This is a genomic window from Candidatus Protofrankia californiensis (genome assembly GCF_900634765.1).
Taxonomy (GTDB): domain Bacteria; phylum Actinomycetota; class Actinomycetes; order Frankiales; family Frankiaceae; genus Protofrankia; species Protofrankia californiensis.
The window spans coordinates 1838-6841 of record NZ_CAAAFT010000434.1 but is presented as its reverse complement, the minus strand read 5'-3'; the positions used below and the strand labels follow the sequence as shown (position 1 = coordinate 6841).

The 5004-nt window shown below is 71.5% G+C and carries 4 protein-coding genes; all 4 read left to right on the top strand.

The features are described 5' to 3' along the window. Positions 1–1380: diaminopimelate decarboxylase (gene lysA / locus DD1DGNOD_RS22435; protein WP_206443366.1), on the top strand; the 1380-nt coding region annotated here is incomplete at its 5' end. A gap of 42 nt (positions 1381–1422) precedes the next feature. Beyond that, complete coding sequence (locus tag DD1DGNOD_RS22430) at positions 1423–2706, top strand: homoserine dehydrogenase (protein WP_131768439.1); 1284 nt, start codon at positions 1423–1425, stop codon at positions 2704–2706. After that, on the top strand, positions 2703–3905 hold the full coding sequence (thrC, locus tag DD1DGNOD_RS22425) for a threonine synthase (RefSeq protein ID WP_241251777.1): 1203 nt from the start codon (positions 2703–2705) through the stop codon (positions 3903–3905). The genes DD1DGNOD_RS22430 and thrC overlap by 4 nt, the downstream gene beginning before the upstream one ends. Next, a partial coding sequence (locus DD1DGNOD_RS28345) for a homoserine kinase (protein WP_241255923.1) occupies positions 3902–5004 on the top strand: 1103 nt, incomplete at its 3' end. The genes thrC and DD1DGNOD_RS28345, both read left to right, overlap by 4 nt.

Below are 5004 nucleotides of genomic sequence, written 5' to 3'. Positions count from 1 at the left end.
CCGCTGGAGGACGGGCTCTGGCCGGCGTCGGCGGCCCTGGACGCCGACGGTGTCCTGCGGGTCGGTGGGCTGCGGGTGGACGCGCTTGCGGCGCAGTTCGCCACTCCCGCCTACGTCCTGGACGAGGAGGACTTCCGGGCGCGCGCCCGAGCATGGCGGACGGCTTTCGCCGAGGGTGACGTCTACTACGCCGGAAAGGCGCTGTTGTGCCGCTCGATCGCGCGTTGGGTGGCGCAGGAGGGGCTCTCGCTGGACGTCTGTACCGGCGGTGAGCTGGCGGTGGCCCAGGCGGTGGGCTTTCCGCCCGAACGGCTGCTTTTCCACGGCAACAACAAGTCCACCGCCGAGCTGCGGCGCGCGGTCGCCTACGGGGTCGGGCGGATCGTCGTCGACTCGTTCGTGGAGATCTCCCGTCTGATCGAGGTGGCGGCGCGGGCAGGTGTCCGCCAGCGGGTGTTCGTGCGGGTCACGCCCGGGGTGGAGGCCCACACCCACCACTACGTGGCCACCGGGCAGGAGGACCAGAAGTTCGGCTTCTCGCTGGCCAGCGGTGCCGCGGCCGAGGCGATCAGGCGGGTGCTGGCCGCGTCCAACCATCTCGAACTCGCCGGAACGCACGCCCACATCGGCTCGCAGATATTCGACACCGCCGGTTTCGGGCTGGCCGCGCACCGGATGGTGGGACTGTTGGCCGCCGTCCGCGACGCGCACGGGGTCGAACCACCCGAACTCGACCTGGGCGGCGGCCTGGGTATCGCCTACACCGGTGAGGACGCGCCGCTGGACGTCGCCGATGTCGCCGACCGGCTCCGTACGATCGTCGGGAAGGAATGCGCTGCGGCCGGTCTGGCCGTCCCCCGGCTGGCGGTCGAACCCGGTCGGGCGATCATCGGCCCGACCGCGATCACGTTGTACGAGGTGGGAACGGTCAAGGAGCTGCCCGGACTGCGTACCTATGTCAGCGTCGACGGCGGGATGAGCGACAACATCCGCACCGCCCTGTATGACGCGCGTTACACCGCCCGGCTGGTGTCGCGACGCAGCTCGTCCGCGCCGCATGTGGTGACGCTGGTCGGTAAGCACTGCGAGTCCGGCGACGTGGTCGCGCACGACGTTTCGCTGCCGGCTGACGTCCGGCCCGGGGACCTTGTCGCGGTGCCGGCGAGCGGGGCGTACCACCGGTCCATGGCGAGCAACTACAACCATGTTCCCCGGCCGCCGGTCGTCGCGGTCCGTGCCGGGCGGGCCCGGGTGATCGTCCGCCGGGAGACCGAGGCCGACCTGCTGCGCCTCGACGTCGACGACGCCGACGCCGACAACGGCGTCGGCGGCGTCACGGGTCCCGGCGTCGGTGACGAGGACGGGACGGGCGCACGGTGAGCAATCCATGGTTGAGGAATCCGCGATGAGGAACCGGCGATGATGAGGATTGCGCTGCTGGGGTGTGGTGTGGTCGGCGGTGACGTCATCCGGCTCCTGCACACCCATGCCGAGGACCTTGCCGCCCGCGTGGGCGCGCCCCTGGAGCTGGCCGGCGTGGCTGTCCGCCGTCCCTCCGTCGTCCGAGACCTCCCGGTCGACCCGGCCATTTTCACCGGGGACGCGGAACGTCTGGCGACCCGGGACGACGTCGACATCGTCGTGGAGGTGGTCGGCGGCATCGAACCGGCCCGCAGTTGGCTGCTCGCGGCGCTGCGCGCGGGAAAGTCGGTGGTGACGGCGAACAAGGCGTTGCTGGCCACCCATGGTGCCGCGCTCTACGACGCGGCTGCCGCGCACGGTGTGGACCTGTATTACGAGGCGGCGGTTGCCGGCGCGATCCCGCTCCTGCGTCCGCTGCGGGAAAGCCTTGCCGGTGACCGGGTCCGCCGGGTGCTCGGCATCGTCAACGGCACCACCAACTACATCCTCACCCGGATGGACGAGACCGGTGCCGGGTTCACCGAGGCGCTCGAGGAGGCGACCGCGCTCGGATACGCCGAGGCCGACCCCAGCGCGGACATCGACGGTTTCGACGCCGCGGCAAAGGCGGCGATCATCGCGCAGCTCGCGTTCCACACCCGGGTGACCCTGGACGACGTCCACCGGGAGGGAATCGGCGACGTCACCGCCGCGGACATCGGCAGCGCCCGCGCCATGGGCTGTACGGTGAAGGCGCTCGCCATCGCCGAACGGTCACCGGACGCACCCGGAGTGAGCGTGCGCGTGCATCCGGCGATGATCCCGCGGGCGCATCCGCTCGCGGCGGTCCGGGACGCGTTCAACGCCGTGTTCGTCGAGGCGGAGGCAGCCGGCCAGCTGATGTTCTATGGTCGCGGGGCCGGCGGTTCGCCCACGGCGTCCGCGGTGCTGGGCGACCTGGTCGCGGTGGCGCGCAACCGTCTGGCCGGGCGGCGGGGCCCGGGGGAGTCCGCATACGCGGACCTGCCGGTCCTGCCGATGGGCGCGACCGTGACGCGTTACCACATCAATCTGGACGTGACGGACAAGACTGGGGTGCTCGCCTCGGTCGCTGCCGCGTTCGCGCGCCAGGACGTGTCCATACAGAGTGTTCGCCAGGACGGTCACGGTGACGATGCGAGTCTCGTCCTGATCACACATGCGGCTACCGACGCGGCCCTGTCCGCGACCGTCGAGGAGCTGCGGGAACTGGACGTCGTGCGCGCGGTCGCGAGCGTGATGCGGGTCGAGGGGGGCGAGCTGTGACGACAACATCGCATGAAGCGACATCGCCGGCAACGGCACGGGCAGGCATGGCGGCGCACGCAGCCATGACGGCCGGACCGGGCGTGGACGCCGCTGTCGGGGGAGCGCAGGCTGCTGGGGCGCCCCGGACTGCCGGGGCACGGCGGGTGTGGCGCGGAGTGATCGAGGAGTACCGCGATCGGCTCCCGGTCTCCCCGGACACGCCGGTCGTCTCCCTCCGGGAGGGCGGGACCCCCCTGCTGCCCGCGGCTCACCTGTCCGAACTGACCGGGTGTGACGTTCATCTCAAGGTTGAGGGCGCCAACCCGACCGGTTCGTTCAAGGACCGCGGGATGACGATGGCCATCAGCCGTGCGGTCGAGGCGGGTTCGCAGGCGGTGATCTGCGCCTCCACGGGCAACACCAGTGCCAGCGCTGCCGCGTACGCCGCCCGGGCGGGGCTCACCTGTGCCGTTCTGGTGCCAAACGGCAAGATCGCTCTGGGGAAGCTGGCGCAGGCGCTCGTCCACGGGGCCCGCCTGCTGCAGCTCGACGGTTCCTTCGACGACTGCCTGCGGGTCGCTCGTGATCTTGCTGATACCTTCCCGGTCACCCTTGTCAACTCGGTGAACCCGTTTCGCCTGGAGGGGCAGAAGACCGCCGCTTTCGAGATCGTCGAGGATCTGGGCTCGGCACCCGACGTCCACTGCCTGCCGGTCGGGAATGCGGGGAATATCACAGCCTACTGGCGTGGCTACGTCGAGGAGGACGCACGGGACGGCGCCGGGCGGCCTCGCATGCACGGTTTCCAGGCGGCCGGTGCCGCTCCCATCGTGCGCGGAAGCGTGGTGACCCGGCCGCAGACGATCGCCACGGCGATCCGGATCGGCAACCCCGCGTCGTGGGACTTCGCCCTGCAGGCCCGGGACGCCTCCGGCGGCGGGATCGACGCGGTGACCGACCGCCAGATCCTTTCGGCTTACCGACTCCTCGCGCACCGGGAAGGCGTCTTCGTCGAGCCCTCCAGCGCGGCGAGCGTCGCCGGGCTGCTGCAGACGCGGGCCGCAGGCCTGATCGAGGCCGGCGAGCGGGTGGTGTGCACCGTGACGGGCAACGGGTTGAAGGACCCCGAATGGGCGATCAGCGGGGCGGCCAAGCCGGTGACCATACCGGCGACGGTGGCAGCCGCGGCCGCTGCCCTCGACCTGCAGCGGTCGTGAGTCGTCCGGCACCGCCGCGGCCCTCGACCACGGTCCGGGTACGGGTACCGGCGACCAGCGCCAACCTCGGTCCGGGCTTCGACGCCTGCGGCCTTGCGCTCGGCCTCCACGACGAGCTCACCGTCACCGTCACCGGCCCCGGTCTGTCGATCGAGGTCACCGGTGAGGACGACGGCGTCCGCGACGAGACCCACCTGGTCGTGCGGGCCCTGCGGGCCGGTTTCGCCGCGGCCGGCACCGCGCCGGCCGGGATCCGGCTGACCTGCGTCAACCGCATCCCGCACGGCCGTGGCCTGGGCTCGTCGGCCGCGGCGATCGTGGCCGGCCTACTGGCTGCGAGCGCTCTGGGCGAAGGCTGTCCGAGTATCCCGGAGGTCTTCGCGCTCGCCTGCGGGATCGAAGGGCATCCGGACAACGTCGCCGCCGCCCTCTACGGCGGCTTCACCGTCGCCTGGTACGGCACCGACGGTCCGCCGCGGGTGGCCCGTACCGATCCCCCCGACGACCTGCGGCCGGTCGTGTTCGTTCCCGCCCGCCGTCAGCTGACGGCACAGTCACGGGTGGCTCTGCCGGCGGGAGTGTCCCACGCGGACGCGGCGATGAACGCCGGGCGTGCCGCGCTGCTGGCGATGGTGATGTCGGGGACGCTGCGGGCCCGGCCCGACGGCGCCTGTGCCTGTGCCTGTGCGACAGCCTCCCCGGGACTCCGAGTGCCGGAAAATCACGATGGCGCTGCTTTTGGCCCGGTGGGCGAGTACCAGTGTTGCGACAATCGGAATGATTACGCCCAGCCTGTCAACAATCGGCCTGCCGGGAATCAGCACGTCCGGCCGGGCGCTGTGTCCTGGCAGGATGCGCTGCTGGCGGCCGCCGACGACCGGCTGCACCAGCCCTATCGTCTGCCGTCCATGCCTGAGACCCGTGATCTGCTCGCCCGGTTGCGGGCGGCGGGGTTGGCAGCTGTCCTGTCGGGTTCCGGACCAACGGTACTGGCCCTGGCCGTCGACCGGGACCAGGCTGCTGTTGCGCGTGAATGCGCCGGGAGCGACTTCAGCGTGCTCGACCTGCCCGTCGACCGGGATGGGGCGCAGGTCGAGGT